25 protein-coding genes and 1 pseudogene are annotated in these 25,739 nt (G+C 73.6%); 15 read left to right on the top strand and 11 right to left on the bottom strand.

The window, feature by feature from the left end; genetic code table 11:
- Window positions 1-76 precede the first annotated feature (76 nt).
- The 3 genes and pseudogenes from OIU81_RS08050 to OIU81_RS42290 all read left to right on the top strand — a co-directional run.
- The gene (locus OIU81_RS08050) at window positions 77-970 is read left to right on the top strand and encodes an NAD(P)H-binding protein (RefSeq protein WP_329145333.1); all 894 of its coding nucleotides are present in this window, start codon (window positions 77-79) and stop codon (window positions 968-970) included.
- 80 nt (window positions 971-1,050) lie between these two features.
- Window positions 1,051-1,416, top strand: coding sequence for a darcynin family protein (locus OIU81_RS08045; RefSeq protein WP_329145331.1), 366 nt, complete (start codon window positions 1,051-1,053; stop codon window positions 1,414-1,416).
- A 57-nt stretch (window positions 1,417-1,473) separates the two neighbouring features.
- A pseudogene (locus OIU81_RS42290) lies at window positions 1,474-1,610 on the top strand (DNA-binding response regulator); the annotation flags it as partial.
- Window positions 1,611-1,644: 34 nt separating this feature from the next.
- Here OIU81_RS42290 and OIU81_RS08040 read toward each other — a convergent pair.
- Window positions 1,645-2,382: a peptidyl-tRNA hydrolase gene (locus tag OIU81_RS08040; protein ID WP_329145329.1), complete on the bottom strand. Its 738-nt coding sequence runs from the start codon at window positions 2,380-2,382 to the stop codon at window positions 1,645-1,647.
- A gap of 278 nt (window positions 2,383-2,660) precedes the next feature.
- On the opposite strand from OIU81_RS08040, the gene OIU81_RS08035 reads away from it, so the two are divergent.
- Both OIU81_RS08035 and OIU81_RS08030 read left to right on the top strand, forming a co-directional pair.
- Window positions 2,661-3,626, top strand: coding sequence for an ABC transporter ATP-binding protein (locus tag OIU81_RS08035; protein WP_329145327.1), 966 nt, complete (start codon window positions 2,661-2,663; stop codon window positions 3,624-3,626).
- Window positions 3,623-4,291: an ABC transporter gene (locus tag OIU81_RS08030; protein ID WP_329145325.1), complete on the top strand. Its 669-nt coding sequence runs from the start codon at window positions 3,623-3,625 to the stop codon at window positions 4,289-4,291. Before OIU81_RS08035 ends, OIU81_RS08030 begins: the two co-directional genes overlap by 4 nt.
- Window positions 4,292-4,477: 186 nt before the next feature.
- Here the strand turns inward: OIU81_RS08030 and zapE are convergent, their stop codons facing one another.
- Window positions 4,478-5,599 carry a cell division protein ZapE gene (gene zapE / locus OIU81_RS08025; protein ID WP_329145323.1) on the bottom strand — a complete coding sequence of 374 codons (1,122 nt, stop codon included), beginning with the start codon at window positions 5,597-5,599 and terminating at the stop codon, window positions 4,478-4,480.
- Between the two features lie 67 nt (window positions 5,600-5,666).
- On the opposite strand from zapE, the gene OIU81_RS08020 reads away from it, so the two are divergent.
- A complete protein-coding gene (locus OIU81_RS08020) occupies window positions 5,667-6,491 on the top strand; it encodes a pyrimidine reductase family protein (protein ID WP_329145321.1) in 825 nt (274 codons plus the stop codon).
- A gap of 139 nt (window positions 6,492-6,630) precedes the next feature.
- Window positions 6,631-7,128 carry an indole-3-glycerol phosphate synthase gene (locus tag OIU81_RS08015; RefSeq protein ID WP_329145319.1) on the top strand — a complete coding sequence of 166 codons (498 nt, stop codon included), beginning with the start codon at window positions 6,631-6,633 and terminating at the stop codon, window positions 7,126-7,128.
- A gap of 17 nt (window positions 7,129-7,145) precedes the next feature.
- Here OIU81_RS08015 and OIU81_RS08010 read toward each other — a convergent pair whose 3' ends face one another.
- Both OIU81_RS08010 and OIU81_RS08005 read right to left on the bottom strand, forming a co-directional pair.
- Window positions 7,146-7,832, bottom strand: a complete 687-nt coding sequence (locus OIU81_RS08010) for an ABC transporter ATP-binding protein (RefSeq protein ID WP_329145318.1) — start codon at window positions 7,830-7,832, stop codon at window positions 7,146-7,148.
- Window positions 7,829-8,929 carry an FtsX-like permease family protein gene (locus tag OIU81_RS08005; protein WP_329145315.1) on the bottom strand — a complete coding sequence of 367 codons (1,101 nt, stop codon included), beginning with the start codon at window positions 8,927-8,929 and terminating at the stop codon, window positions 7,829-7,831. Before OIU81_RS08005 ends, OIU81_RS08010 begins: the two co-directional genes overlap by 4 nt.
- Window positions 8,930-9,134: 205 nt before the next feature.
- On the opposite strand from OIU81_RS08005, the gene OIU81_RS08000 reads away from it, so the two are divergent.
- The 4 genes from OIU81_RS08000 (at window position 9,135) to msrB (ending at window position 12,977) form a co-directional block, all read left to right on the top strand.
- On the top strand, window positions 9,135-10,379 hold the full coding sequence (locus tag OIU81_RS08000) for a sensor histidine kinase (protein ID WP_329145313.1): 1,245 nt from the start codon (window positions 9,135-9,137) through the stop codon (window positions 10,377-10,379).
- Window positions 10,376-11,017: a response regulator transcription factor gene (locus OIU81_RS07995; RefSeq protein WP_329145311.1), complete on the top strand. Its 642-nt coding sequence runs from the start codon at window positions 10,376-10,378 to the stop codon at window positions 11,015-11,017. Before OIU81_RS08000 ends, OIU81_RS07995 begins: the two co-directional genes overlap by 4 nt.
- 140 nt (window positions 11,018-11,157) lie before the next feature.
- A complete protein-coding gene (gene murC, locus OIU81_RS07990; protein WP_329145309.1) occupies window positions 11,158-12,555 on the top strand; it encodes a UDP-N-acetylmuramate--L-alanine ligase in 1,398 nt (465 codons plus the stop codon).
- Between the two features lie 14 nt (window positions 12,556-12,569).
- A complete protein-coding gene (gene msrB / locus OIU81_RS07985) occupies window positions 12,570-12,977 on the top strand; it encodes a peptide-methionine (R)-S-oxide reductase MsrB (RefSeq protein WP_329145307.1) in 408 nt (135 codons plus the stop codon).
- Window positions 12,978-13,033: 56 nt separating this feature from the next.
- Here msrB and glpK read toward each other — a convergent pair whose 3' ends face one another.
- Window positions 13,034-14,548, bottom strand: coding sequence for a glycerol kinase GlpK (gene glpK, locus OIU81_RS07980; protein WP_329145305.1), 1,515 nt, complete (start codon window positions 14,546-14,548; stop codon window positions 13,034-13,036).
- 36 nt (window positions 14,549-14,584) lie between these two features.
- Complete coding sequence (locus tag OIU81_RS07975) at window positions 14,585-15,352, bottom strand: IclR family transcriptional regulator (protein WP_329145303.1); 768 nt, start codon at window positions 15,350-15,352, stop codon at window positions 14,585-14,587.
- 168 nt (window positions 15,353-15,520) lie between these two features.
- Between OIU81_RS07975 and OIU81_RS07970 the strand changes: the two genes are divergently transcribed.
- On the top strand, window positions 15,521-15,943 hold the full coding sequence (locus OIU81_RS07970) for an ATP-binding protein (protein ID WP_329145301.1): 423 nt from the start codon (window positions 15,521-15,523) through the stop codon (window positions 15,941-15,943).
- Window positions 15,944-15,966: 23 nt separating this feature from the next.
- Here OIU81_RS07970 and OIU81_RS07965 read toward each other — a convergent pair whose 3' ends face one another.
- The 4 genes from OIU81_RS07965 to OIU81_RS07950 form a co-directional block, all read right to left on the bottom strand.
- Entirely contained in the window at window positions 15,967-17,241 is a 1,275-nt protein-coding gene (locus OIU81_RS07965) for an NPCBM/NEW2 domain-containing protein (protein ID WP_329145299.1), read from the bottom strand.
- A gap of 320 nt (window positions 17,242-17,561) precedes the next feature.
- Window positions 17,562-18,221 (bottom strand): 4'-phosphopantetheinyl transferase family protein, encoded by a 660-nt coding sequence (locus OIU81_RS07960; protein WP_329145297.1) that lies wholly within the window; start codon window positions 18,219-18,221, stop codon window positions 17,562-17,564.
- Window positions 18,218-19,162, bottom strand: coding sequence for a metallophosphoesterase family protein (locus OIU81_RS07955; protein ID WP_329145295.1), 945 nt, complete (start codon window positions 19,160-19,162; stop codon window positions 18,218-18,220). Before OIU81_RS07955 ends, OIU81_RS07960 begins: the two co-directional genes overlap by 4 nt.
- A gap of 61 nt (window positions 19,163-19,223) precedes the next feature.
- On the bottom strand, window positions 19,224-20,834 hold the full coding sequence (locus OIU81_RS07950; RefSeq protein WP_329145293.1) for a PucR family transcriptional regulator: 1,611 nt from the start codon (window positions 20,832-20,834) through the stop codon (window positions 19,224-19,226).
- 238 nt (window positions 20,835-21,072) lie between these two features.
- On the opposite strand from OIU81_RS07950, the gene OIU81_RS07945 reads away from it, so the two are divergent.
- The 3 genes from OIU81_RS07945 (at window position 21,073) to OIU81_RS07935 (ending at window position 24,838) form a co-directional block, all read left to right on the top strand.
- A complete protein-coding gene (locus OIU81_RS07945; RefSeq protein WP_329145291.1) occupies window positions 21,073-21,606 on the top strand; it encodes a type 1 glutamine amidotransferase domain-containing protein in 534 nt (177 codons plus the stop codon).
- A 771-nt stretch (window positions 21,607-22,377) separates the two neighbouring features.
- Window positions 22,378-23,169, top strand: coding sequence for an IPT/TIG domain-containing protein (locus OIU81_RS07940; RefSeq protein ID WP_329145290.1), 792 nt, complete (start codon window positions 22,378-22,380; stop codon window positions 23,167-23,169).
- Window positions 23,170-23,320: 151 nt separating this feature from the next.
- Complete coding sequence (locus OIU81_RS07935) at window positions 23,321-24,838, top strand: IPT/TIG domain-containing protein (RefSeq protein WP_329145288.1); 1,518 nt, start codon at window positions 23,321-23,323, stop codon at window positions 24,836-24,838.
- 70 nt (window positions 24,839-24,908) lie between these two features.
- Here the strand turns inward: OIU81_RS07935 and OIU81_RS07930 are convergent, their stop codons facing one another.
- The gene (locus OIU81_RS07930; RefSeq protein ID WP_329145285.1) at window positions 24,909-25,589 is read right to left on the bottom strand and encodes a hypothetical protein; all 681 of its coding nucleotides are present in this window, start codon (window positions 25,587-25,589) and stop codon (window positions 24,909-24,911) included.
- Window positions 25,590-25,739: the final 150 nt, after the last annotated feature.

The following is a 25,739-nucleotide window of genomic DNA, read 5'->3' as shown; positions in this document are numbered from 1 at the left end:
AGTTCCCATTGTGGCAACACGGTTGACCTCCGCAGGATGAGGGACGTACCGATCCGGCACGACCCACGAGGTTTTCATGATCGCCATCACCGCTCCCACCGGGAACATCGGCCGCCATCTGCTGCCCCTGCTCCTGGAGTCCGCCCCCGGCCACGGCGAGGAACTGCGCGTGGTCGTGCGCGACCCCGCCCGGCTTCCCGACGCGGTGCGCGAACGCGTCGAGGTGATCACCGGCTCGCACGGCGACGCCGGGGTCGTCGACCGGGCCTTCGAGGGTGCGGACGCCGTCTTCTGGCTCGTCCCCCCGGACGCCTCCCTGGCTCCCGAGGACGCCTACTGCGGCTTCACCCGCCCCGCCGCGAAGGCCCTCGCCGCGCACGGCGTCGGCCACGTCGTCGGCGTCTCCGCGCTCGGCCGCGGCACCCCGGTCGCCGACCGCGCCGGCCTCGTCACCACCTCCCTCGCCGTGGACGACCTCCTCGCCGGCACCGGTGTCGCCTACCGGGCCCTGGCCAACCCGTCCTTCTTCGAGAACCTCCTGGAGGAGGCCGACTCGATCCGCGAGAAGGGCGTCTTCACCGACGCCGTCGACGGCGACCGCAGAGCTCCCCTCGTCGCCGTCGCCGACATCGCGGCCGTCGCCGCGGGCCTGCTGCTGGACCGCTCGTGGACCGGCACCGACAGCGTCCCGGTCCTCGGGCCGCAGGACCTGTCCCCCCACGACCTGGCCCGCATCATGACCGAGCAGCTCGGCCGCCCCGTCCGCTACGCACGCCGGCCGCTCGACGAGCTGTACACCACCCTCGTCGGCCACGGCCTCCACGAGGCGTTCGCCCAGGGCATCGCCGAGATGAAGCGGGCCAAGGACGAGGGCCTCGACGCCGGCGTCGCCCGCACCCCGGACACCGCGTCCCCCACCACCTTCGAGCAGTGGTGCGCCCGGACCCTCAAGCCCGCCGTCCTCTCCTGACGGCCCACCACCCCCGCACCCTCACCGGAACCCACATGCCCGCCGCACCACCACCATCCGCCCCTCCGGAGGAGCCCGTCATGCCCGCTGCGGAAACCGCACCGCCCGTCACCGCGTTCATGCTCATCAAGACCACACCTGAGTGGCTCGCCATGACCCCCCAGGAACGGGTGAACGCCTTCGCCACCCAGGTCATCCCCGCGATCAAGGCCAAGACCACGGGGGTCCGGTCACGCTTCTACGACACGGAGTTCTACTCCACCCGCGTCACCGACGTCTGGGTCTGGGAAGCCGACGACCACGACGCCTACCAGCTCCTCATCGACGCGCTGCGCGAAACCCCGTTCTGGGACCGCTACTTCGAGATCGTCGACCTCCTCGTCGGCACCGAGAACGGCTACGCCCGCACCTACGGCCTCGACCCCGTCGCCACGATCACCACCTGATACCCGGCCCGAACGCGCCGCCCGACGTGCGCGATGCCGGTGCCCGCCGACCCTCAGAGGCCGGCGGGCACCAGGCGGGCCGAGGTTCCCGGGTTGCCGGTGCCCGTGCTCTCGCAGTACGTCGAGGAGACCTACGCCCGCCGAGCTGCTGGGGGGCGGCGCCGGCGGGGGTGGGTTATCTGCTGAAGGCTCGGGGCGATCCCGCTCCCCCCTCCGGCCGCATGACCCTTACACGTGAGCTGTGGGCGGCCGCCACTCGGCCACGAGCGTCGGGCCGGGCGCGATCTCCGTGAACCCGGCATCGTGCACCACGGGCAGGCCGCTGCGGGTGAGCGCCTCCCACTCCGCGGTCGGCGCGGCCCGCACGGACAGGGGGAATCCGGCCGCGCGCCAGGCTGCCCGCTCCTCGGCGGACAGTTCCCACCACGCCAACTGCGCCGCGTGTCCCGCCTGCGCCATCTCCTTGCCCGCCGTCATCTCCAGCCCGGGATTGAGCCACAGCACCGGACGGCCGGGGGCGGGCGGCCCGGGGGGCTCCGGGTCGTCCAGCTCCGTGCCCGAGACCTGGAGGCGCGCCAGCTCCTTCGGCCAGCCGTCCAGCGGCACCGGCGGGAAGACCCGCACCTCGGCGCGGGCGCCGGTGACCGTGATGCCCGGCAGCGCAGCGGCGCGCCGCCACTCCGCGCCGCGCGCCCGCCGCACCACCTTCCGGATCCGGGCGTCCTGCCAGTCCCGCACCGCCGCGGCCCATTCGCCGTCCCCGGCCGACCGCTCGTCCGACAGCAGCACCAGCACCGCCCGCGCCGCCGTCTCCAGCGCGTCGGTGCGCGCCGGCGGGGCGTCCTTCTCGATCCGTGCGACGAGCGGCAGCACGAACTGCGGTGCCTCGTCCCGGTCGTTCGCGGCCTCGGTGAAGGGGCTGGCGGAGCTGTTGCCGGGCTGCCCGGCGGTCTCGGTGCTGGTCACCCGCCCAGTCTGCCAGCCGCCACCGACAGCGCCCCCGGCCACCGCTCCGGCCGGAATTCCACCGGTCGCGGCCACCAGCCGTCCGACCCGGCCGCCCGCCCGGCCGGAGCGCGCGGCTCCGGTCACGCGGCCCGCGAACCCCGTTCGCCCCGCGGCGGGTTGTGGCGCGCGGGACGGTGCGGAGTGCGTCCCCGCGAGGGTGCCGGACGGCCGGATTGGCTACCGTCGGGGCGGTGGAGCGGCGGGACCGCGGGGGAACGGCGGAGGCGGAGGAGCGCATGAGGCTGGACGGGGTGGGGCGGCGCTACGGGGTGCGGGGCCCCTGGGTGCTGCGGGAGGTGCGGCTCGACGTGCCCGCCGGGGCACTGCTGCGCATCGAGGGGACCAACGGCAGCGGGAAGTCCACCCTGCTGCGGCTGCTGGCCGGGATCGACCGGCCCAGCACCGGACGGATCACCGGCCGCCCGCGCAGCGCGTATGTGCCCGAACGGTTCCCCGTCGCCCTGCCTTTCACCGCCGCCGGCTACCTCACCCACCTCGGCCGCATCCACGGCCTGCGCGACCCCGAAGCGGGCCGCCGCGCCACCGAGTGGCTCGAACGTTTCGGGGCGGCCGGGCACGCACGGACCCCGATGGCCGAGCTGTCCAAGGGGACGAGCCAGAAGGTCGCGGTCGCCCAGGCGCTGCTCGCCGAGCCTTCGCTCCTGGTGTTGGACGAGGCATGGACGGGGCTGGACCACGGCGCGCGCGAGGTGCTCGACCGGGCGGTCGCCGAACGGGTCGCCGACGGCGGCACCGTTGTGTTCGTCGACCATGACCCGCAACGGCTGGCGGGCGCGGCCGACGCCCTCTACCGGGTCGAGGACGGGCGGTTGCTCACCCAGGACGTGCACCTGCCGACGCCGGGCCCGCGGACCGTGACCGGCCCCAGGGTGACCATCGAGGCCGAGGGCCCACCCGGCAGTGCGCCGACCGCCGGACCGGACCGGGCACCCGCGGGGGCACCACCGCTGCCCGGCACAACGGAGATCGCGCCGGGACCGGACGGCACGACGCTGCTCACGGTCCCGGCCGCCCACTCCGACACCGTGCTGCGCGCCCTGCTCACCGCGCGCCCGCCCTGGCACATCCGCGCGGTCACCGCCGCCCCGGGTCCGGACGAGGCCGACGGCCCCGCAGCCGCCGGGACCCGCGGTACCGCCGCACACCCCACCCCCGCACCCGACGAGGCGCCCCTCCCGTGACCGCTCTCCTCCGCTACCAGACGGCCCTGCTCATCGGCTCACACCGCGGGCTGCCGCCGGTCATCCTCTACGCCGCATGGCTGGCCGTCGGTGTGCAGATCGGCAATCCTCTCCTCGCCACACTCGGCTATGCCGCCGGCGGGCTGTTGCCGGCCGCCGCCTGGCTGACCCGGATCTGTGTCACCAACGAACCGCCGGCCGCCCGTAGTTGCGCCGCCGCGGCCGCCGGCCCCGAACGCGCCCACCTCGCCGCGGTGCTGACCGCGGCCGGCGCCGCGCTGCTGCTCGCGCTGCCCGGCGTGCTGCTGGTCACGCTGCTGTCCGAACCGCGCTCCAACGACCACCAGGTGGCCGTCCCGGTCCTGCCCGCGGCCGTGGCCGGGCTGCTCACCGCGCTCACCTGCCTGCTGATGGGTATCGCGCTCGGCGCGCTGAGCAACTGGCCGGTGCTGCGCAGTGCCGCCTGGGGCGTCCCGGTGAGTCTGACCGCCACCGTGCTGCTGCTCGCACTGGGCGCCTCGCCCGTCAACACCGCTCTGTCGGGCATGGTCACCGGCTCCGTCCACGGCACGGTCCGCACCCCCTGGCTGCCGCTCGCCGCCACGCTTCTGATCGCGGCCGCCGCCACCGCCGCCGCCTGCGCCCTCACCTCCCGCCGCAGCTGAACGAGGCGGGGTGGTGGGGCGGTTCCCGTGGCCACGGCTTTCTCCCCCGCCCCCTCCCCCCTCTCCCCCTTCGGGGGAGGGGGCGGGGGTGGGTTCGGGGGTGGGGGGATGCAGACGTGCGCTCGCCCCATGCCCGGCCGCCGGGAACCGTGCGATGGGCGCCCGCCGGATCGCGCCGCTCGCCCCCTACCGGGAGCCGTCGGCCACCAAAGCGCCCGCGTCCCGCGCCAGCGCCGTCAGCCGGGAGATCGCCCGGAAGTACTTCTTGCGGTAGCCGCCGCGCAGCATCTCCTCGCTGAACAGCTCGTCGAAGGCCTTGCCGGAGGTCAGCACCGGGACCTCGCGGTCGTAGAGCCGGTCCGCGAGGACGACCAGGCGCAGCGCCGTCGACTGGTCGGGCACCGCCTGGACGTCGGTGAGGCAGACCGCTTCGATGCCGTCGCACATCGCGCCGTAGCGGCTGGGGTGCACCGTGGACAGATGTTCCAGCAGGGAGGGGAAGTCGTCGAGTGAGGCACCGGGCGTGCGGTACGCCGTACGGGTGACCGTCTCGTCGTCGAACGGGGCGGGCGCCTCGGGCAGTCCGCGGTGGCGGTAGTCCTCGCCGTCGATGCGCAGCGGACGGAACTGGGCGCTCAGCCCCTGGATCTCGCGCAGGAAGTCGGCGGCGGCGAACCGGCCCTCGCCGAGCTTGCCGGGCAGCGTGTTGGACGTGGCGGCCAGTGCCACCCCGGCGTCCACCAGCTTGCCGAGCAGGGTGGAGACCAGGACGGTGTCACCGGGATCGTCCAGCTCGAACTCGTCGATGCACAGCAGCCGGTGCTCGCCGAGCGTGCGCACGGTCTGCTGGAAGCCGAGCGCGCCGACGAGGTTCGTCAGCTCGACGAAGGTGCCGAAGGCCTTGCGCTCCGCCGGGGCGGAGGCGGCGTGCCACAGGGAGGCGAGCAGATGGGTCTTGCCGACGCCGTAGCCGCCGTCCAGATAGACGCCGCGCGGGCCGGTGGGGGCCGCCGGCTTCCTGGCGAACCAGCGCCGCTTTCCGCCGCCCGCCGGGGCGTCGCCGATGCCGTCCGCGAAGTCGCTCAGGACCTGGACGGCCTCGGACTGGCTGGGCTGCTTCGGGTCCGGGAGGTAGGTGTCGAAGCGGGCGCCCTGGAAGCGCGGCGGCGGCACCATCTCGGCCACCAGGCGGTCGGCCGGGACGTGCGGGGCGCGGGCGGTCAGCGCGGCGGGGGTCGCGTCGTCACCGTCGGCCGGGGGACCGGCTGTCGGGTCGGGCTGCGCGGAAGAGGGCTGGGAAGATGACACAGCCGTCCAGCCTATCTCCTGTGCGGTGTCCGCCGGTCCGGTGAGCGAGGCATGTCACACTGCCGCCATGCGACGCCTGTTCCCCCTCCCCGCCCCGCCCGCGCCGACCCCCGACACCGCGAAGACCGAGGTGGGAGCGGTCGACCCGGTGGACCGGCCGTGGACGCCGGACGAGCTGGCGCAGGCCTACGCGTACCCGGCGGCGGACGACCCGGTGCGTGCGGGGCGCACCGGCTGGCTGCGCGCGAACATGGTGTCCTCCTTGGACGGGGCGGCCCATCACGAGGGCCGCTCGCAGCCGCTCTCCGGCCAGGCCGACATGCGGATCTTCGGGGTGCTGCGGGGGCTCGCGGACGCCGTGGTGGTGGGGGCGGAAACGGTGCGGCAGGAGGGCTACCGCCCGGCCCGCGCCCGGGAGGTGTTCGCCGCCCGCCGGGCCGCTGCCGGCCAGGGCCCGGCCCCGGCCATCGCCGTGGTCACCGCAGGTCTGGCGCTGGACTTCACGCTGCCCCTGTTCAGCGCGCCGCTGGTGCCCACCCTCGTACTGACCGGCGCCGGCGCCCCGGCGGACCGGGTGGAGACGGCCCGGGCGGCGGGCGTCGAGGTGCTGTTCGCCGGGGAGGGCACCGGCGTCGATCCGGCGCGGGTGGCCGGGGTGCTGGCCGGACGGGGCCACACCCGGCTGCTGACGGAGGGCGGGCCCAGGCTGCTGGGACAGTTCGCCGCGGCCGGCGCGCTGGACGAGATGTGTCTGTCGCTGGCTCCGGTGGTGGCTGTGGGGGATGCTCAGAGGATCATGAACGGTCCTGCCGTCCCGGTTCCCGAGCGCTTCGCCCTGGCATCGGTGTTGGAGGAGGAGGGATTCCTGTTCACTCGCTACCGCCGGGCGTGACAAACAGCGGAATTACCTGTTCCGCTTAGCTTCCGTTGGGCACACTAAAGGCCAGCAGGCCCTGTGTGGCGACGGGGCAGGATGGTTTCTGTGGGGCACCGTGCGATGCGGTGTCCCGAGGAGAAGAAGGGCGTCCGTCGTGTTCACGAGCGTATTGATGATCGAGAAGCCTCTGACGCCTGCCGACGTGGAGTTCGTGACCACGCTGCATGGCGACGACCGGATCTCGTTCGTCGTGCTCATGCAGCCGCGCGGCAAGCAGGACGTGCTGCTGCGGGCCATCGACGACGTCGCTCTCGGCGAGTTCGACGACGCCGTACGGGAGGGCGAGGAGCCGGGCGGCGCCCAGGCGGAGGCACCCGCCGAGGTGGCCCTGGCGCACACCCTGGGGGCCCTGCGCGCCACCGGTGCGGAGGCGGTCGGCCAGGTGGTCGAGGACCATCCGCTGGACCTGCTGCGGTCCATCGTCGAGGAGACCGGAGCGGACGAGGTGATCGTGCTGACCACCCCGCACTTCGTCGAGGAGTTCTTCCACCGCGACTGGGCCTCCCGGGCCCGCCACATGGTCGGCGTCCCGGTCCTCAAACTCTTCTCGCACGCGGCGGACGACCAGCCCCAGAGCTCCCCCGGGAGCTGAGCGGCCGCGCGGCGGGATCAGGGACGGGCGCCGGTCCGCAGGCGCAGCCGGCCGTCCCGCACCTCGGCGACCTCGTCGGCCGCGTCCAGATGCGCCGGGTCGTGGGTGACCAGCACCGTCGCCGTGGCGCGCTGATGGGTGAGGGAGAGCAGCAGATCGAGCACCGCGGCGCCCCGCTCGCGGTCCAGGGCGCTGGTCGGCTCGTCCACCAGCAGCACCGCCGGTTCGTTCATCAGCGCCCGCGCGATGTTGACCCGCTGCCGCTGGCCGCCCGACAGCTGGTGCGGCCGCCGCCCGGCCAGCCGTTCCAGGCCGACCGCGGCCAGCAGTTCCGGTGCCCGGCCGCGTGCCTTACGGGGCGAGCGGCCGTCCAGATGGGCCATTACCTGGAGCTGCTCGGCGGCGGTCAGCGACGGGAGCAGGTTCGGCTGCTGGAAGACCGTGCCGACGGTGGTGCGGCGCAGCGCCGTCAGCTCCGCGCGGCCGAGCCCGGTGGTGTCCGTGCCGTCGAGCACCACCCGTCCGCGCTCCGGGCGGATCAGCGTGGCGGCGACCGCGAGCAGGCTGGACTTGCCGGAGCCGGACGGCCCGATCACCGCCGTCAGACAGCCGGGCGCCACGGTCAGCGAGACCTCGTCCAGCGCGGTCAAGCGGGCGTCGCCGTCGGGGTAGGTGAGGGTGACATCGGTCAGTTCGAGGCTCATCGGGCACTTCCCAGGGCGGTCAGCGGGTCGACGGAGGTGATGCGGCGGACGGCCAGCGCGGCGCCGGCGGCGCCCAGCGCGGTCATGATCAGGGCCGGCGTCAGCACGGTGGACGGGTCGAGCACGAAGGGCACCGCGGAGCCGAGGCCGGCGCCCACCGCGGCCACCACGGCGCTGCCCAGGCCGGTCCCGAGCAGCAGCAGGACGACGGCCTGGCCGAGCGCGTCCCGCAGCAGCGAGCCGGTCGAGGCACCCAGTGCCTTCAGCACCGCCACATCACCGCTGCGCTGGATCGTCCACACCGTGAAGAACGCCCCGATGACCAGCGCGGAGATCGCGAAGAGGAAACCGCGCATCAGCTGGAGGGAGCCGTTCTCCGCGCGGTAGGAGCCGATGGCCGACAGCGCGTCGCCGGTGCCGAGGGTCCGGGTGCCCAGCCGCGCGTCGGCGGCGGCCAGGTCGGCCGACCCCGTGGTGGACAGGGCGAGCACGGTGGCGCCCGGCCCGGGAGCGGGCCCGCCGGACCCGCCGGCCGCCCCGGGGCCGCCCGCCAGCCGTCGCCAGTCGTGCAGCGCCATCCAGACCACCGGCGTATGGCTGTACATCGCCGTGCCCGACACCGCGGCGACGGTGCGGGGCCGGTCGCCCAGCGTCAGCGTCTCGCCGGCCCGTACGCCCAGCGCGGCGGCGGCCTTCTTGGACAGCACCACCGCCCCTTCCCGGACCCCCGCAGGTGCCGGCCGGGACCCCGGCCGCACCCCGAACGCCGACACCGCGGCGCTCCGGCCGCCCGCCCCGGCCTTCGCCGGCGCGATCCCCAGCGGCTCGGCGCCCCGTACGCCCGGCACCCGCTCCCAGGCCGCCACGGTCCGCGCGGACAGCCGCGAATCGGTGAACGTGGGGCCGCTGGCGCCGGCGGGCGCCGAGAACACCAGATGGTCGGCGGGCAGCCCGGTGATCGCCGAGGTGTTCTCCCGTCCCAGGCCCGCCGTCAGGCCCGACAGCAGCCCCACCAGCACCGTGATCAGCGCGATGACGGTGCCCATCAGGGCGAACCGTCCCCTGGCGAATCCCAGGTCCCTCCAGGCCACGAACACAGGCGGTGCCCTCCTTGCTTCCGGTTGCTTCCGGTTGCTTCCGGACGCCGGACCCACTGCCCGGCGGCCACCACCCACCGTCGTCTCCCGGGCGGGGTCCGGGCATCGCGCGGGGGAGTGGTCCGCCGGGCGCCCAAAGGTGCGCCCGGCGGTCAACCCTTCGGTTGATGCCGCAGGTGAGGAGGGCCCTTAGCCTGAGGGGGCCATGACCGAAGAAGCCATGACCGCCGCCCCCTCCCTCACCCCCGTCCTGCGGGTCCTGCGCAGCTGCCTGCATCTGCTGGTGGCCGGGCTGCTCGCGCTCGTCGCCGTACGGGCGGTGGCCGGGCACGCCCCCAACGCCCCGGCCGTCCTCGCCACCGCCGCCGCGCTGCTCGCCCTCTACGCCCTCGGGCCGCGGCTGCCCCGCGTGGGCAGCTCACCGCGTGCCGCGGCCCTGTGGCTCGCGGCCGTCGCCCTGGTGTGGCTGGCGCTGCTCGCGCTCACCCCGGACGGCGTCTGGCTGGCGTTCCCGCTGTTCTTCGTCCAGCTGCATCTGCTGCCGCCGCGCCGGTCGCTGCCCGCCGTCGCGGCCACCACCCTCGCCGCCATCGCGGGATTCCGCTGGCACACCCACACCCTCGGCGTCGGCACGGTCATCGGGCCCGCCCTCGGCGCCGCCGTCGCGGTCGCCGTGGTCCTCGGCTACCAGGCCCTCTACCGGGAGAGCGAGCAGCGCCGCCGCCTCATCGAGGAACTCACCGCCACCCGCGGCGAACTGGCCGCCGCGGAGCGCGCCGCCGGCCGGCTCGCCGAACGCGAGCGGCTGGCCCGCGAGATCCACGACACCCTCGCGCAGGGGCTGTCCAGCATCCAGCTGCTGCTGCGGGCCGCCGAACGCGTGCTGCCCCAGCAGCCCGAAGCGGCCCTCGGGCACGTCCGGCAGGCCCGCACCACCGCCGTCGACAACCTCGCCGAGGCGCGCCGCTTCGTGCAGGCGCTCAGCCCGCCCGCCCTGGAGGCGGGGTCGCTGCCCGCAGCCCTGGAGCGGCTCTGCGCCACCACGGCTCGCAGCTCCGGTCTCACCGTGCACTGCCAGGTCTCCGGCACGCCCCTCGCGCTGCCCACCCCGCACGAGGTCGCCCTGCTGCGCATCGCCCAGTCCGCGCTCGCCAACACCGTCCGGCACGCCTGCGCCGGCCGCGTCGAGCTGACCCTCAGCTACATGGACACCGAGGTCGCGCTGGACGTCGTCGACGACGGGGCCGGGTTCCGGCCCGCCGAGGTGCCCGCACCCGGCTCCGCCGCGGCCGGCGGCACCGGCTTCGGCCTCGCCGCGATGCACGCCCGGGCCCGCGCCCTCCAGGGGACGCTGGCCGTCGAGTCCGCCCCCGGGGAGGGCACCGCGGTCGCCGTCACCCTGCCCTGCCCCGCCACCGCACCCGACGCAGCCGCGGAGGCCGCCCCGTGACCGCCCCGGACACCCCCGTCCGGCTGCTGCTCGCCGACGACCACCCCGTCGTACGCGCCGGGCTGCGCGCCGTGCTGGAGACCGAACCGGACTTCGCGATCGTCGCCGACGTCCCCACCGCCGAAGAGGCGGTCCGCCTCGCCGCGCGGTGCGACGTCGACGTGGTCCTCATGGACCTCCAGTTCGGCGGCCGGATGCTGGGCTCGCAGGCCACCGCCGAGATCACCGCCCGCCCCGGCGGCCCCCGCGTCCTCATCCTGACCACGTACGACACCGACGCCGACATCCTCGCCGCCATCGAGGCCGGCGCCACCGGCTACCTCCTCAAGGACGCCCCGCCCCAGGAGCTGGCCGCCGCGGTCCGCACCGCCGCCGCCGGACGGTCCGCGCTCGCCCCCACCGTCGCGCTGCGCCTGATGGACCGGCTGCGCACCCCCGCCAGCGCGCTCTCCCGGCGTGAGACGGAGGTCCTCCAGCTCGTCGCCGAGGGCCTGTCGAACGCGGCGGTCAGCAAGCGGCTCTTCCTCAGCCAGGCCACCGTCAAGTCCCACCTCGTCCACATCTACGCCAAGCTGGGCGTGGACTCCCGTACCTCCGCGGTCGCCGCCGCCACCGCCCGGGGCCTGATCCGCCGCTGACCACCGGCCGCCGGGCCGGGGAGCCAGGCCCGCCGGGGTCCGTGGGCCGGGGCTGTCGGTGCCGGGTGCGAGAATCATCGACAGCACGACCGAACGGCAGCACCACCGCTCGCGATGATCGACGATCAGGGAGACGCACCATGGCACCCGCCATCCCAGCCTCGATGGACCGACCGCACTTCATCGGCATCGGCGGAGCCGGCATGTCGGGCATCGCCAAGATCCTCGCGCAGCGCGGGGCCCGGGTCGCGGGCAGTGACGCCAAGGACTCCGCGACCGCCCAGGCCCTGCGCGCCCTCGGCGTCACGGTCCACCTCGGCCATGCCGCCGGGCATCTCGCCGAGGACGCCACCAGCGTCGTCGTCTCCTCCGCGATCCGCCCCGACAACCCCGAGCTGGCCGCCGCCCATGAGCGCGGCATCCCGGTCGTCCACCGCTCCGACGCGCTCGCCTCCCTCATGGACGGCCTGCGCCCCGTGGCCGTCGCCGGCACGCACGGCAAGACGACGACGACCTCCATGCTCGCCGTCTCCCTCGGCGCCCTCGGCCTCACGCCGTCCTACGCCATCGGCGGCGACCTCGACGCCCCGGGATCCAACGCCGAGCACGGCGCCGGCGAGATCTTCGTCGCCGAGGCAGACGAGAGCGACCGCAGCTTCCACAAGTACGCCCCCGAGGTCGCCATCGTCCTCAACGTGGAGCTGGACCACCACGCCAACTACGCCTCGATGGACGAGATCTACGAGTCCTTCGAAACCTTCGTCGGCCGCATCCGCCCCGGCGGCACCCTGGTCATCTCCGCCGACCACCCCGGCGCCCGCGAGCTGACCGCCAAGATCGCCGGCCGCCATGACATCGAGGTCGTCACCTACGGCGAGTCCGCGGACGCCGACGTCCGCATCCTCAAGGTCAACCCCCGCGGCCTGACCAGCGATGTCACCGTCACCCTCAGCAGCGGCAAGATCCTCACCTTCACGGTCTCCGTCCCGGGCCGGCACTACGCCCACAACGCCGTCGCCGCCCTGGCCGCCGGCATCGCCCTGGGCATCCCGCCGCACAACCTCGCCTCCGCCCTCGGCAAGTACACCGGCGTCAAGCGCCGCCTCCAGCTCAAGGGCGAGGCGGCCGGCGTCCAGGTCATCGACTCCTACGCCCACCACCCCTCGGAGATGAGCGCCGATCTGGACGCCATCCGCGGCGCCGCCGACGGCGCCCGGGTGCTGGTCGTCTTCCAGCCGCACCTCTTCTCCCGCACCCAGGAACTGGGCACGGAGATGGGCCAGGCACTCGCCCTCGCCGACGCCTCCGTGGTCCTGGACATCTACCCGGCCCGCGAGGACCCGATCCCGGGCGTCACCAGCGCCCTGATCATCGATGCCGCGCGCGCCGCGGGCGCCGATGTCACCCCCGAGAGCGACCAGGCGGCCGTCCCGGATGTCGTCGCAGGAATGGCCAAGCCCGGTGACCTTGTTCTCACCATGGGCGCCGGCGATGTGACCGACCTCGGCCCCGCGATCCTGTCCCGCCTGGGCAGCTGAGCCAAGGAGCCCCGATGCCGTACGAGATCGACAAGCCCGACGAGCAGTGGCGCGCCGAGCTGACGCCCGCGGAGTACCGCGTCCTGCGGGAGGCCGGCACCGAGCCCGCCTTCGTCGGCGAGTACACCGACACCACCGCCGAGGGCGTCTACTCCTGCCGCGCCTGCGGCGCCGAGCTCTTCCGCTCCGACACCAAGTTCGCCAGCCATTGCGGCTGGCCGAGCTTCTACGACCCCAAGGACTCCGACGCGGTCGAACTCATCGAGGACCGCACCCACGGCATGGTGCGCACGGAGGTCCGCTGCGCGAAGTGCGGCTCCCATCTCGGCCACGTCTTCGAGGGCGAGGGGTACCCGACCCCCACCGACCAGCGGTACTGCATCAACTCGATCTCGTTGCGGTGGGCTCCGGACGGGGGCTGAGAGGCGGGACGCCGAGCCCGTGCCGGGTGCCGCATTCCCGGCACGGGAGCGGGCCGTCAGGGCGGGTTCGGCGGCCGGATCCAGCCGAGCGAGCGCTCGACGGCGCGCTTCCAGTTCTCGTACTCCGACTGCCGCCGCCGGGGGTCCATGTCCGGCAGCCACTGCGCGGCCCGGTGCCAGTTGCGGCGCAGGACCTCCAGGTCGGGCCAGTAGCCGGCGGCGAGCCCGGCGGCGTAGGCGGCGCCCAGGGACACCGTCTCGACGGCCATGGGGCGCACCACGGGCACGTCGAGCACATCGGCCAGGAACTGCATGAGCAGGTTGTCGGACGTCATGCCGCCGTCCACCTTGAGCACCTTCAGGGCGAGCGAGGAGTCGGCGTTCATGGCGTCCACCACCTCCCGGGTCTGCCAGCCGGTGGCCTCCAGCACGGCCCGGGCCAGGTGCTCCTTCGTGATGTACGAGGTGAGGCCGACGATGACCCCGCGGGCATCGCTGCGCCAGTACGGCGCGTACAGGCCGGAGAACGCCGGGACGATGTAGCAGCCGCCGTTGTCCTCGACGGCGCGCGCGAGGGTCTCGATCTCGGGGGCGCTGCCGATCAGCCCCAGCCGGTCGCGGAACCACTGGACCAGCGCGCCCGTGACGGCGATCGGGCCCTCGAGTGCGTAGACCGCGGGCTGGTCCTCGATCTTGTAGGCAACGGTGGTCAGCAGTCCGTGCCGGGACCGCACGAGGTCGGTGCCGGTGTTGAGCAGCAGGAAGCTCCCGGTCCCGTAGGTGCACTTCGCCTCGCCGGGGGCGAAGCAGGTCTGTCCGAACAACGCCGCCTGCTGGTCACCGAGCGCCGCGGTGATCCGGACGCCCGGGAGCACGGAACGGGCGGTTCCGTAGGTCTCGGCCGACGAGCGGATCTCTGGGAGCATCGCGCGGGGGACCCCGAAGAACTCCAGCAGCTCCGCGTCCCAGTCGAGAGTGCTGATGTTCATGAGCATGGTGCGGCTCGCGTTGGTGACGTCGGTGAGGTGCAGGCCGCCGGCCGGCCCGCCGGTGAGGTTCCAGATCAGCCAGCTCTCCATCGTGCCGAACAGCACCTCACCGTCCTCGGCGCGCTGCCGCAGCCCGTCGACGTGGTCGAACAGCCAGCGGATCCGGGGAGCGGAGAAGTACGTGGAAGGGGGCAGGCAGCAACGCCGGAGAAAGAACTCGTCCCCGGGCCGGCTTCGGAGGTCCTCGACCAGCGGGGACGTACGGGTGTCCTGCCAGACGATCGCCCTGCCCAGTGGGGTGCCCGTACGCCGGTCCCACAGCACGGTCGTCTCGCGCTGGTTGGCGATGCCGATGGCGGCGACCTCATCGGGCCTGACGTCGGCGTCCGTGAGCGCCTGCGGCACCACGCGCTCCAGGGTGTGCCAGATCTCGACGGCGTCGTGCTCCACCCACCCGGGCCGGGGAAAATGCTGCTGGTGCTCCCGCTGGGCGACCGACACCAGCCGCCCCTGATGGTCGAACAGGATGCATCGGGTCGAGGTGGTGCCCTGGTCGATGGACATCACATACCGCTCAACCATGATCAGCCTTCCGTTGCGGTGCACGAGGGCGGGGGCTCACCAGCGGGTGGCCCCCAGATCTCTGGAGATCGCCCGGGCGGCATGGCGGACCTGGGTGACCAGGCCCGGCAGCGGGACCCCTAGGGAGTCGCAGATCCGCTCGACGGTGCCGGAGAGGCCGACGGCGCCCACCACGAGGCCGCCGTGGCCCCGGATCGGCGCGGCGATACCGGCCTCGCCAGTGATCATCTCTTGGACTTCGGCGGCCCACCCGAGCTCGCGGACCTCGGCGAGTGCCTGGGTGAGGCGCTCCGGGGTGACCAGGGTGTGCCGGGTGTACGCCTCCAGCCCCGCCTCCACGGCCGGCTCCACGGGCACGCTGCCGAAGGCCAGCAGTACCTTGCCGAGGGAGGAGGCGTGCGGGGGCAGCAGCGCGCCCACGTCCAGGGTCTGGAGGGTGTCGTCGGGGCGGAAGACGTGGTGGACGATGAGCACCCTGCCCTCCAGGGGGGCGCCCAGACGGACCGCCTCCCCGCTGCGGGCGGCCAGGGCGTCGGCCCAGTTGATGGAGCGGGAGCGCAGCTCGTTCACGTCGAGGTAGCTGGTGCCCAAGTGCAGCAGCGCCGCCCCGAGCTGGTACTTTCCGGTCGCCGGGTCCTGCTCGACGAAGTCGATGTGCTGCAGGGTGCGCAGAATGCCGTGCGTGGTGCCCTTCGCCAGGCCGAGTGAGGCGGCCACCTCACCCAGTCCGAGCCGACGGGGCCCGCTGGCGAGCAGACGGAGAATTGCCGCCGCCCGCTCGATCGACTGGACCGGGCCGGCCATGAGGCCATCGTAGTCCCGAGGTCGGCATCTGCCCGAGGCGATGACCTCCGCGCTGCTCGCGTTCGATAATGCCGACCGCTGTTCATTGACCGCCTTCGCCATTCCCCCATAGCGTCCATTTCAAGCCCGGTGTCCTGCCGGCTGGGGGCCTGCCTCCGAGGAGGAGACATGACGGCACAGCTTGACGCGGTGGTTCCGGGGGCGGACGACCATGTCTGTCCGCTGTCGCACATCCCCGAGGCCGTCTCCGTCCTACGCCGGCGGGTGCGCACGATCCTGGCCGACTGGAACCTGGCCCCCGAGCTCGCCGAGGACGCGCTCCTCGTGGTCTCGGAGCTGACCACCAACGCCGTCGTCCACGCTCTGCCGCCGGCGGTGCTGCGGCTCTCACGGGTCGGGGCCGAAGGACGCAACGCCCTGCGCGTCGAGGTCACCGACGCGGGACCGGCGGCGCACGGCCGGCCGGCCGTCGAACCCTGCGCGGACGAGCACGGCCGCGGACTCGGCATCGTCACCGCCCTGGCGGCCGAGTGCGGCACACACGTCCACGCGGGCGGCATCACACGCTGGGCGGAACTCCCCGCCGCATGAGCCGGCGGGTCCCGGCCGGCCGCTCAGCTACAACTGATCAGGGGCCGGCCCCAGTCGGCATGATCGGAGTTGTTCCCGTTGCCGCCGTCGGTGACCACGAGCCGCAGCTCGCTGCCGCCGGTGAGGTCCGCGGTGAGGTGCTTCGCGGGCCGGCCGACCGTCATCAGCCCGCTGTCGGCGGCCTTCGCGCCGTCCCGGTAGATCTGGAAGACCACCGAGCCGTTCGCGCCCACCTCGTCGTCGATCCCCACGTCCACGCTGAGACGCGAGCAGGTACCCCCCAGCTGATAGGCGATCTCGCTGGGCGCGTGGGCCCCCAACCCCTCGGGGTAACCGGCCCCCGCGATGGTGAGGGGACGTCCGTCGACGCTGCGGTTCTGCCCCACCGGCCCCCAGCCGTTCGAGCTGGAGCTCCACGGCCGGGCACTCAACGCGGTGGTCCGGGTGGGCGGCGGCTTGCCCTTCGGCCCGGGGGACGACGACCTGGCCGACGACGAAGGCCGGGAACTCGGCTGCTTCGACGGCTTGGTGGGGCCGGCGGACGGGGTGCCCGACGCCGAGCTGGAGGCGCTCGCCGAGCTCCTGGCGGATGCCGTCGGCGACCGGTGCGCGGTGGGAGACGGAGGGGAACCGGAGTGTCCGGGGCCGGTGGCCGAGGTGTCGTGCTGCGCCGGGCCGCGCAGAGAGCCGACGGAGAAGGCCACGCCGGCCAGGACGGCCACGGCAGCAGCGGTGAGCAGGGCGAGGCGCGCGGGCCGGGAGCCCCGGGACGTCTGTGGTGCGGCGGACGCGTGCGGCTCCACGGGGCGTACGGAGGCGGCGGTCTCGCCACCGGTGGAGGCCCCCTGTCCGACCCCGGAGGTGCCGGGCCCGTCCCCCGTGTGCCGGTCGGCAGGGCGGTCCGCGAACCCCTCGCGCAGCTCGGTCCGTCGTGAACCCTGGTGCCACACGGCGGCGGTGCGGCGCACCGCCGCCAACAAGCTCTCCCGCCAGGCCACATCGGGACCCTCCCCCGGGTCGGGGGAGTACAGAACGCTCTCGATGGCCTCCGCCGCCAGATCCGCCGCGGCCTGGGAGGACCCGCAGCAGGCACGGGCGTAAGCAAGGACGGCGGCGTAATGCCGACGGTGGAACTCGTCGAGGGCGGCACCGGCTGCCTCGGCTGCGGCGTCCGGCGCCGGCGCGCCGCCCGGACCGGCCGCCGCCCGGCCGTCGGGCCGAGCGGCCGCACGGATGCGCCGGACCAGCTCGGTGTCGGGCAGGTGCGTCCCACCGATGGGGTCGAATTGCTGGTGCATAAGTGCGCTGCTGACCCTTCCACGTCCTGACGGTTCATGAAATTACCGCAAGGCGTGGGCGGTTCCGGTGGCCGGGCCCTCGTTTGTCACCTACTGGCGCGTAACACATGGCGCCGCGTCGGGACGTGGAAGGACGTCCGCGAGGCGCCATCTTCCCGCGCTCCAGGGGCGGTTGATGCCGGCCCCGGGGAGGGCGGATCGGATCGTGGGCGCCGGACCGGCGCCGGCGGTCCGGACCGCCGGGCGAACAGGGCTGCCACGGCGGGCCGATGACGCCTTCCGGGCCGCCGGCCCCGTGCACAGCCCCCGCCCCGCCGCCCTCAGGCCATCATCGCGATCGCCGTCACCACCAGTCCCGAGCCGATCAGCCAGCGGCCGTGGAATTCGGTGACTTCGCGGCCGTCGAGCACGGGGCCCGGGACGAGGAGGCGGGCGGTGAAGGTGGCGTTGGTGGGGTCGAAGGTGAGCTCGGCCTCCTGGAAGTCGAGCCAGCGGCGGGTGAGGGGGTACCACGCCTTGTAGACGCTCTCCTTCGCGCTGAAGATCAGGCGGTCCCAGCAGACCTCGGGCTGCACCGCGGCCAGCCGGGTGAGCTGGGCGCGTTCCGCGGGGCGGGTGACCAGATCGACCACGCCCGGGTCGTTCACGGGCAGATGGGGCTCGGCGTCCAGGCCGATGGTCCGGACCTCCGCCGAACGGGCCACCGCGGCGGCGCGGTAGCCGGTGCAGTGCGTCATCGCGCCGACGATGCCGGCCGGCCACTGCGGCTCCCGGCGGGGGCCCGGCAGCAGGGGCGCGGGGGCGAACCCCAGCTCGGCCAAGGCGTTGCGGGCGCAGCCGCGTACGGTGCCGAACTCCTTCTGCCGCTGGGGGACGGCCTTGGCCACCAGCTCCCACTCCTCGGGGAACATCTGCGACAACGGGGCGTCCTGGAAGGCCTCGGCGGTCACGACCGGGGCCGGCAGCAGTTTGTCGATCATGCGCGGGTCCCCGTGGTGTCGCCGGCCGCGGCCGGCACGGGGAGGATCTGGACCGGCCGGCCCGGGACGCGGGAGCGGCGCTGCCACTCGCGCGGGTAGCCGAGTGACACCTCCTGATGCGGGACGCCGTCGCAGACCAGCAGCCGCGGGATGTGGAGATGGCCGTAGACCACGGTCGCGGCCCGGAACCGCACGGGCCAGTCCGCGGTCGCCTCCGTACCGCACCACAGCGCGAAATCCGGGTACCACAGCGGGTCGGTGGGCTCGCGCACCACCGGCCAGTGGTTGATCAGCACCGTCGGCAGGTCCTCGGGCACGGCGGCGAGCCGGGCCTCGGTGGCGGCCACCCGCGCCCGGCACCACGCCTGCCGCGTCGGATACGGGTCCGGGTGCAGGAAGTGCTCGTCGGTGCACACCACTCCGGCCTTCTCGGCCCGGGCCAGCGCCTCGTGCGTGGACGTCACGCCGGGCTGCCGGAAGGTGTAGTCGTAGAGGAGGAAGAGCGGTGCGATGACGACCGGGCCGCCGTCGCCCTCCCAGACCGGATAGGGGTCCTCGGGGGTGAGGACCCCCAGTTCCCGGCAGATGCCGACCAGATGCTCATAGCGCGCCACCCCGCGCAGCTGTACCGGGTCGTCGGCCGTCGTCCACAGCTCATGATTGCCGGGCACCCACACCACCTTGGCGAACCGGCTGCTGAGCAGTTCCAGTGCCCAGCGGATGTCGGAGACCCGCTCGCCGATGTCGCCGGCCACCAGCAGCCAGTCGTCCTCGGACTGCGGTTTCAGCCCCTCGACGATGTCGCGGTTCTCCTGGTAGCGGACGTGCAGATCGCTGACGGCCACCAGGGCGCCGCGTCCGCTGCCCCGTGCGGAGCCGACAGGGGGCGCGGTGGCGGGGGCGGCGGTGCCGGGCGGGAGGGGGCGGATCTCGTAGGTCATCCTCGAAGTAAAAACGGTCCCGGGGGGAGAGCGAAAGCCAAAAAGGACATGCGGGGCGGTGTCACGGGCCCGGAGGCGGGGGAGCGGGCCGGCCGCCGGGGCCTGTGACGGGGGCGCCGCCGCGGCGGATGCGGGTGGCCAGCCAGAGGTCGAAGCGGTCGTCGGGGTCGTCGAGACGGCGGCCGGTGAGCTCCATGACCTTGTCCAGGCGGTTGCGGACGGTGTGCCGGTGGACGCCGAGCCGCCGGCTGGTGGCGTCCCAGGCGCCGCCGGTCTCCAGCCAGGCCGCGAGTGTGGCGGTCAGCTCCTCCCCGTGGTCCGCGAGGTCGAGCGGGCCCAGGACCGTGTCGGCATAGCCGTGCAGCGTGCGGCGGTCACCCAGGTCGAGCAGGAGCCGGCTGGCCTGACTCTGCCGGGCCTGGGCGGGCTCCCCGCTCGCCCGGCTGAGGGCGAGCAGACCGGCCGCCTGGTGCAGCGACACCCGGACCGCTTCGGGGCTGGTGGCGGGGCCGATACCGGCCGGGCGGTGCGGGGCGAAGCGGGCGAGTATCTCCCGGACGTCCAGGTCGTCACCGGCCACCGCCTCGATGACCGGGCCCGCCGCCCCGTCCACGACCCGGACCAGGCCGCCGGGCAGCGCCAGCGCCAGATCGGCGGCCATCTCCTGCGCGGCGCCCTCCGCGCTCCCGTCGTCCTGCGGGGGGTCCGCCGCCGTCCGGGCCCCCGCACCGCCCGGGGCCTCCACCACGACGCCCCGCACCCGCTCGGCGGTCAGCCCCGCCGACCGCAGCACGTCCCGGGCCCGCTCGGCGGACGGGTCCTCGTCCGCCAGCAGCTCCGACAGCAGCGCCGACCTGCGGCGCCGCTCCGGCTCATCGCGCAGATGACGGCGCTCCAGCTCCAGGGAGAGCAGCGAGACCAGGCCGGGTACGACCGAGCGGGCGGCGTCGTCCGGGCGGCCGGTGAGCAGCAGCAGCCCGCGCAGCCGCCGCGCCCCCAGCGGCTGCACCTCCAGCTGCTGCCCGGCGGCCGTGCTGGCGGCGCTGCCGCGCAGGCCGTGCGCGGCGACCCGGGCGAGCAGCTCCTGCGCCTGCGGGGGAGGCGTGCGCTGCTCCGGCCCGCCCGCCGCCAGCACTCGCCCCAGCGGGTCGAGCACCGCCGCGCCCACACCGGTGGCGGCCGTCCACTCCGCCAGCATCGGCCGCAGCCCGTCGGCCGCCGCCGCGGCCGTCAGCCGCCGCTGCGTCGCGAAGGCCCGCTGCAGCAGTTCGCGCTGCTCCTGGGCCCGCGCGTCGAAGACCGCCTTGGTGACGGCGATGAACGGCACCCCGTCCGGCACCGTCAGCAGCGGCAGCCCCGCCTCCTCCGCCGCCGTCACCAGCGGCTCGGGCGCCTGCTGGTACGGCAGCCCCTGCCCCAGCCCGAGCGCCAGACACGCCGCTCCACCCCCGGCCACATCCCGGACGTACGCGCGGCACGCGGCCGGCTCCTTCGGCAGCAACAGTCCGATGGTCATGAGGAGTTCGCCGCCCTGCAGCCACTTCCCCGGCGCCGGCAGATCCGAGACCGCCGCCGCCTCGACCGTGCGCGCCAGCAGCCGCGGCGGCACGTCGTAGGCGACGGACAGACCGAGGTCGCGCCGGGCCAGGAGGTCGGAGAGATGCAGCGGCATGTACACAGTGTCCAGCACAACGGCGGGGAGTGGACGATCGGGCGAGCGGGGCTCCGGTGATCATGCCGGATCACGCGGCCGACGGACGGGGCTCCCGGCGTCCCCGGGAGGGCTCAACAGGCCCGGTCCGCGGGGCCCGGCCCGGCAAAGAAGTGTCCGGCGCCCCGGGCCGTTATGGTCGGACGTGGGAGCGTGGGCTTCCTCGCTCCCCGACCCGACGAAGGGACGTGAGCGCAGTATGCAGGCGGCGTTTCTGGTGGCCCCGGAGGGCACCGAAGAGGTGGAGCTGACCCAGCCCTGGCAGGCGGTGGTCGCCGCGGGCGGTGGTCCGAGCCTGGTCTCCACCCACGCGGGAAAGGTGCAGGCGTTCCACCACCTGGACAAGGCGGCCACCTTCCCCGTCGATCTGACGGTGGACGAGGCCACCGCGGCGGACTTCGACGGTCTGGTGCTGCCCGGCGGCGTGGCCAACCCGGATGCCCTGCGCCTGGACCCGCGGGCCGTGGCGTTCATCAAGTCGTTCTTCGACGCCGGCAGGCCGGTGGCCGCCATCTGTCATGCCCCGTGGACGCTCATCGAGGCCGATGTGGTGCGCGGCCGCACCCTGACCTCCTGGCCGAGCCTGCGGACCGACATCCGCAACGCGGGCGGCACCTGGGTCGACGAACAGGTCGCGATCTGCACCGCCGGACCCAACACCCTGATCACCAGCCGCAGGCCCGCGGACCTGGACGCCTTCTGCGCGGCGTTCGTGTCGGAGTTCGCGCACTAGGGCTGGGGGTTCGGCCGGTGTGAAGACCGGCCCGGCCTCGGTATCGGACGGCTCCGGCCCCGGCAGCTGCCTCGGCCCCGGTCTCGAAGTGGGCTGGCCGGCCGCCGATTTGGCCGGGGCTCGCCGCCGCCGATCCGTCCTGCCGGTACCTCGACAGTTCATGGCCGAGGAGGCGTCTGCCCACGCGGCCGGGGTCGCCCCATCGAGGGGCCTCCACTGCTTCGACCCCCGGGCACGGAAGCTCCGGCCGGCCCTACGAGGGACGCACCTTCTGCCGCACGTCATGCGACGTCCGAAGAGTCCCCGCCGTGATCCCGCCGGCCCCAACAGGACGTCCCTGTAACGGATTTCGTGTCGCCATGGTGCCGTGCCGCGACCCCCATGATGCCGCCCCGCGGGAACATGACGCCGCGCACGCCAACACGGGCGGTTGTCAGTGGGATTGAGCGGTACCCACCGGGGGCGCGCAACGGCGGAAGGGGTCGGCCAACGGCCTTTCAGCCTATTTACCTATCAAACTCTCGCTGCGTCAATTCCACCTGCCGCCTCCTTCATCCCTTGGCTTTAATCAACTCACACGAGATTGACGGCGCCCTGTGTGCGGCGCCGCGTCAGTGCACACGGGACGACCCGCGCCAGGTGCCCGCCCAACGGGTCTTCACACGACCTTCCCGCCCCGCCGGGACATCTCCCTGCGATTGCGGACAGGGTCAGCCACCCGCCTGCTCCTGCCCACCCCCGGCAGAGCGGCACATTCGAAGGAGAGAGCTCATGGCAACCATCACCTCGTTGGTGGACACCACGACCACCACCAATCAGGGCAAACCCGGGGACACCGTCCAGATCAACGGAACCGGTCTGGCCACCACCACGAGGGTGAACTTCGGTTCGGCGGCTGTCACCCCGACAAGCGTCACCGCCACCCTGGTCACCTTCGTGGTGCCCAGTACGGCGCCGTGCTCCGGCCAGGTATCCGTCAGCGTCACCAGCAGCGCCGGCGCCACCAGCAACGCGCTGCCGTTCTTCGTCATCGCCACCCCGACCACCACAGGGCTGAGCGTGGCCTGCGTATCGGCCGCCACCGGCGGCTCGGTGACGCTGTTCGGCACCAACTTCCTCTCCGGGACACAGGTCGGGGTGGGCAGCGTCGGCAACGTGGCCGTCAGCCCCACCCAGTCCAGCCAGGTCACCTTCACCGCGCCGGCCAACCCGGGCCAGGTCGGTACCGTCTCGACCCAGCCGGTGACCATCACCACCGCCGGCGGCACCAGCGCCTCGGGCACCACGCTGGTCGACTACTACCTCGCGCCGGCCGTCACCTCGGTGCTTCCCACGTCGGGTACGGCGGGGGACGACATCACCGTCAACGGAACCGGCTTCGTCGGCGTCGACAGCGTCACGTTCACCGACAGTGCCACCGCCACCGCCCTCGCGGTCTTCACGCCCGTGAGTGGCACCCAACTCGTCGCCACCGTGCCCGGCGGACTCGCCGCCGGCGCCGGGACCATCACGGTCCACACCTGCGGCGGCAACTCCAACGCCCAGGCCTTCACCATCATCTGACCGCCGGCTCCACCGGCACCGACTGTACGACCACCACGTCGCCGCCCGTCCGCAGCGCATGACGCGGACGGGCGGCGACGCCTCCGCCCCGGCCGGCAACCGCGCGCCGGGGCGCGACCGTTCCCGGCGGTACGAGAAGGAGACGAGCGTCATGGCCCCCGTAGTGACCGGCGTCAGCCCCAACCAAGGTGCTCCTGAAGGCAATACCAGTGTCACTATCGCCGGCTCCGGCTTCACCGGCGCCACCCTGGTCAAGTTCGGTCCCAACCCCGCCAGCTTCCTCCTCGTGAGCGATACGCAGATCACGGCCGGCACGCCCGCAGGGACCGGCACGGTCACCGTCACGGTCACCGCACCGACCGGGACCAGCACCCAGAACGTCCTCTTCACCTACACCTCGGTCGCGGCCCCCGTACTCACCGCCCTCAATCCCACTTCGGGGCCCACCTCGGGCGGAAATGCCGTCATCTTGAACGGGGCGAATCTTTCGGGTGCGACGTCGGTGAAGTTCGGTGTCACTCCGGCGGCTGTGGTGAGTAATACGGCTTCTCAGGTGGTGGTGATTGCGCCGGCGGGGGTGGTGTCGTCGGTGGGGGTGACGGTGACGACGGCGGGGGGTACGAGCAATGCGCTGGTGTATTCGTATGTGGCCGCTGCTGTGCCGGTGCTCACGAGTCTCAGTCCGTCCTCGGGGCCTACGGCGGGCGGCAATACCGTCACCCTGAGCGGGGCGAATCTTTCGGGTGCGACGTCGGTGAAGTTCGGTGTCACTCCGGCGGTTGTGGTGAGTAATACGGCTTCTCAGGTGGTGGTGATCGCGCCGGCGGGGGTGGTGTCGTCGGTGGGGGTGACGGTGACGACGGCGGGGGGTACGAGCAATGCGCTGGTGTATTCGTATGTGGCCGCTGCTGTGCCGGTGCTCACGAGTCTCATTCCGACCGCGGGGCCTACGTCGGGCGGAAATGCCGTCATCTTGAGCGGGGCGAATCTTTCGGCCGCCACGTCGGTGAAGTTCGCGAACAATCCGGCGGCCGTGCTCAGCAACACCGCTTCTCAGATCGTCGTCAGTGCACCCACGGGGCCGCCGTCCACGGTGAATGTCACGGTCACCACCGCCGGGGGCACCAGCAATCCGCTGCCGTACTTCTACCTCGCCGCGCCCACGGTCAACGACCTGTCCCCGCACCTCGGTCCGGTCACCGGAGGCAACACCGTCTCCATTTTCGGCAGCAGTCTGACCTTGACCAGCGCGGTGAGCTTCGGGGGGAATCCGGCCACTGCGATCACCGTGGTCTCCGACAGTCAGCTGACGGTGACCGCGCCGGCCGGTTCGGGCACCGTCACCGTCACCGTGACCACACCGGGCGGGACCAGTACCGAGGCCACCGGGAACCCGCACTACATGTACCTCGGCGCGCCGGTCCTGACCAGCCTCACTCCCTCCCACGGCTCCGGTCTCGGGGGCGACGCGATCGTGCTGGGCGGCAGCAACCTCACCTACACCGACGCGGTGACCTTCGGCGGCGGCCAGGCCACGTCGTTCGCGGCGATCTCCGACACCCAGGTCGTCGCGACCTCGCCGGGCGGCGCGCCCGGCACGGTGAATGTCGTGGCGCACACCCCGGCCGGGAACAGCAACGCCCTGCCCTACGTCTACGACCCGTCCTGAGCCCCCGCGGCAGCACTCGCACGCAACTGCGGCCCGGGAAGCCGTAGTTGCGTGCGGCGCCGGGCCGTCTTCAGCAGGAGGGGACGGCAGGCGGCGGGGCATCGCAGTCGGTCGGCTGGTTGCCGAAGACCGGACTGGCGGTCAAGGTCGCCGTCCCGGCGTTGGTGAAGATGCCGCCGCCGGCGACGCCCGCGGTGTTCCCGTTGACGGTGCCGCTGGTGAGCGTCAGTGCGCCGTCGGTGTAGATGCCGCCGCCGTAGGACGCCTTGCTGTTGCTGACCGTGCTGCTGGTGAGCGTCACCGCGCCGCCGAGGTTGGCGATGCCCCCGCCCACACCGAGGCCGGCGTCACCACCGCTGACCGTCACGGTGGTCAGGCTGAGCCGGCCGTTGGCACCCGGGACCTGGGGCGGGCCGTCGACCTCGAAGATCCGGAAAGCCGGTGCGCCCGGTGCCCGGGTGATCTGTGTGACGAGGCCGGTCATGGAGATCGGGGTGGTGATGTTCGGCAACCCCGCCGGGTGCCCCGATCCGCCCGCACTGTGGGCGCTGGTCAGGGTGTACGTGCACAGGGGAGCGAGGGTCAGGCTGCCGCCTCCGGCGGCGTTGGCGTGGTTGATCGCATCGACCAGCGCCGACTCGCCGCACGCCACCTGAACCGGGAGCGCGGCGTGGGCGGTGGGAGCGGAAACCAAGGCCAGCGGAAGCACACCGGCCGCCAGCAGGGCGCGCACAACATGGATGGCTCGCAAGACGTCCTCCTCGGACGGAATGGAGCCACCCACCAGCCGACACCCGTGTCGGCGCCGACTGGCGGAACCCTCCGCCGGGCGACGCCATGCTGATGCCAGCCGAGCCCGCTCACCCGTGGACCGACCGCCGCCTCTCCCCAGCGGAGGGAC

It is taken from the genome of Streptomyces sp. NBC_01454 (assembly GCF_036227565.1).
GTDB lineage: Bacteria > Actinomycetota > Actinomycetes > Streptomycetales > Streptomycetaceae > Streptomyces.
This window is presented reverse-complemented; position numbering and strand designations above follow the sequence as displayed.

Coding starts and splice junctions, on each gene's coding strand:
- OIU81_RS08050 (WP_329145333.1), top strand. CDS start 77: ATGATCGCCATCACCGCTCCCACCGGGAACATCGGCCGCCATCTGCTG.
- OIU81_RS08045 (WP_329145331.1), top strand. CDS start 1,051: ATGCCCGCTGCGGAAACCGCACCGCCCGTCACCGCGTTCATGCTCATC.
- OIU81_RS08035 (WP_329145327.1), top strand. CDS start 2,661: ATGAGGCTGGACGGGGTGGGGCGGCGCTACGGGGTGCGGGGCCCCTGG.
- OIU81_RS08020 (WP_329145321.1), top strand. CDS start 5,667: ATGCGACGCCTGTTCCCCCTCCCCGCCCCGCCCGCGCCGACCCCCGAC.
- OIU81_RS08010 (WP_329145318.1), bottom strand. CDS start 7,832: ATGAGCCTCGAACTGACCGATGTCACCCTCACCTACCCCGACGGCGAC.
- OIU81_RS08000 (WP_329145313.1), top strand. CDS start 9,135: ATGACCGAAGAAGCCATGACCGCCGCCCCCTCCCTCACCCCCGTCCTG.
- murC (WP_329145309.1), top strand. CDS start 11,158: ATGGCACCCGCCATCCCAGCCTCGATGGACCGACCGCACTTCATCGGC.
- msrB (WP_329145307.1), top strand. CDS start 12,570: ATGCCGTACGAGATCGACAAGCCCGACGAGCAGTGGCGCGCCGAGCTG.
- glpK (WP_329145305.1), bottom strand. CDS start 14,548: ATGGTTGAGCGGTATGTGATGTCCATCGACCAGGGCACCACCTCGACC.
- OIU81_RS07975 (WP_329145303.1), bottom strand. CDS start 15,352: ATGGCCGGCCCGGTCCAGTCGATCGAGCGGGCGGCGGCAATTCTCCGT.
- OIU81_RS07970 (WP_329145301.1), top strand. CDS start 15,521: ATGACGGCACAGCTTGACGCGGTGGTTCCGGGGGCGGACGACCATGTC.
- OIU81_RS07965 (WP_329145299.1), bottom strand. CDS start 17,241: ATGCACCAGCAATTCGACCCCATCGGTGGGACGCACCTGCCCGACACC.
- OIU81_RS07960 (WP_329145297.1), bottom strand. CDS start 18,221: ATGATCGACAAACTGCTGCCGGCCCCGGTCGTGACCGCCGAGGCCTTC.
- OIU81_RS07955 (WP_329145295.1), bottom strand. CDS start 19,162: ATGACCTACGAGATCCGCCCCCTCCCGCCCGGCACCGCCGCCCCCGCC.
- OIU81_RS07950 (WP_329145293.1), bottom strand. CDS start 20,834: ATGCCGCTGCATCTCTCCGACCTCCTGGCCCGGCGCGACCTCGGTCTG.
- OIU81_RS07945 (WP_329145291.1), top strand. CDS start 21,073: ATGCAGGCGGCGTTTCTGGTGGCCCCGGAGGGCACCGAAGAGGTGGAG.
- OIU81_RS07940 (WP_329145290.1), top strand. CDS start 22,378: ATGGCAACCATCACCTCGTTGGTGGACACCACGACCACCACCAATCAG.
- OIU81_RS07935 (WP_329145288.1), top strand. CDS start 23,321: ATGGCCCCCGTAGTGACCGGCGTCAGCCCCAACCAAGGTGCTCCTGAA.